This window comes from Faecalibacterium sp. DFI.5.82, from assembly GCF_029076575.1.
Classification (GTDB): Bacteria; Bacillota; Clostridia; order Oscillospirales; family Ruminococcaceae; genus Faecalibacterium; species Faecalibacterium duncaniae.
The window spans coordinates 1-288 of record NZ_JARFIS010001159.1 but is presented as its reverse complement, the minus strand read 5'-3'; the positions used below and the strand labels follow the sequence as shown (position 1 = coordinate 288).

Annotated in this window: 1 pseudogene; it reads left to right on the top strand. The window is 58.7% G+C overall.

The window, feature by feature from the left end:
- Window positions 1–249, top strand: a pseudogene (locus P0G09_RS20550) (nucleotidyltransferase); the annotation flags it as partial.
- Window positions 250–288: the final 39 nt, after the last annotated feature.

Below are 288 nucleotides of genomic sequence, written 5' to 3'. Positions count from 1 at the left end.
CTGGACGAGGCCGACCACCGCTTTGCAGGCTGGCTGAGTGAGAATCTGCACAAGAACCCCCTCTAATGAGAGTATTTCCTGCCCACTGTGGCCAGCGAGCTCATCGATGTGGGCAAGGCGGCAGTCACCGTGCTCAAGAGCACCGATAAGTGGTACGGCGTGACCTACAGCGAGGATAAGCCCACCGTGGTGGCCGCCATCGCCCAGAAAACACAGGAGGGCCTGTACCCCGAGGATCTGTGGGCGTGATAAGCTGAAACAGGCGCAGATGCGAAACAAAATCTGTGG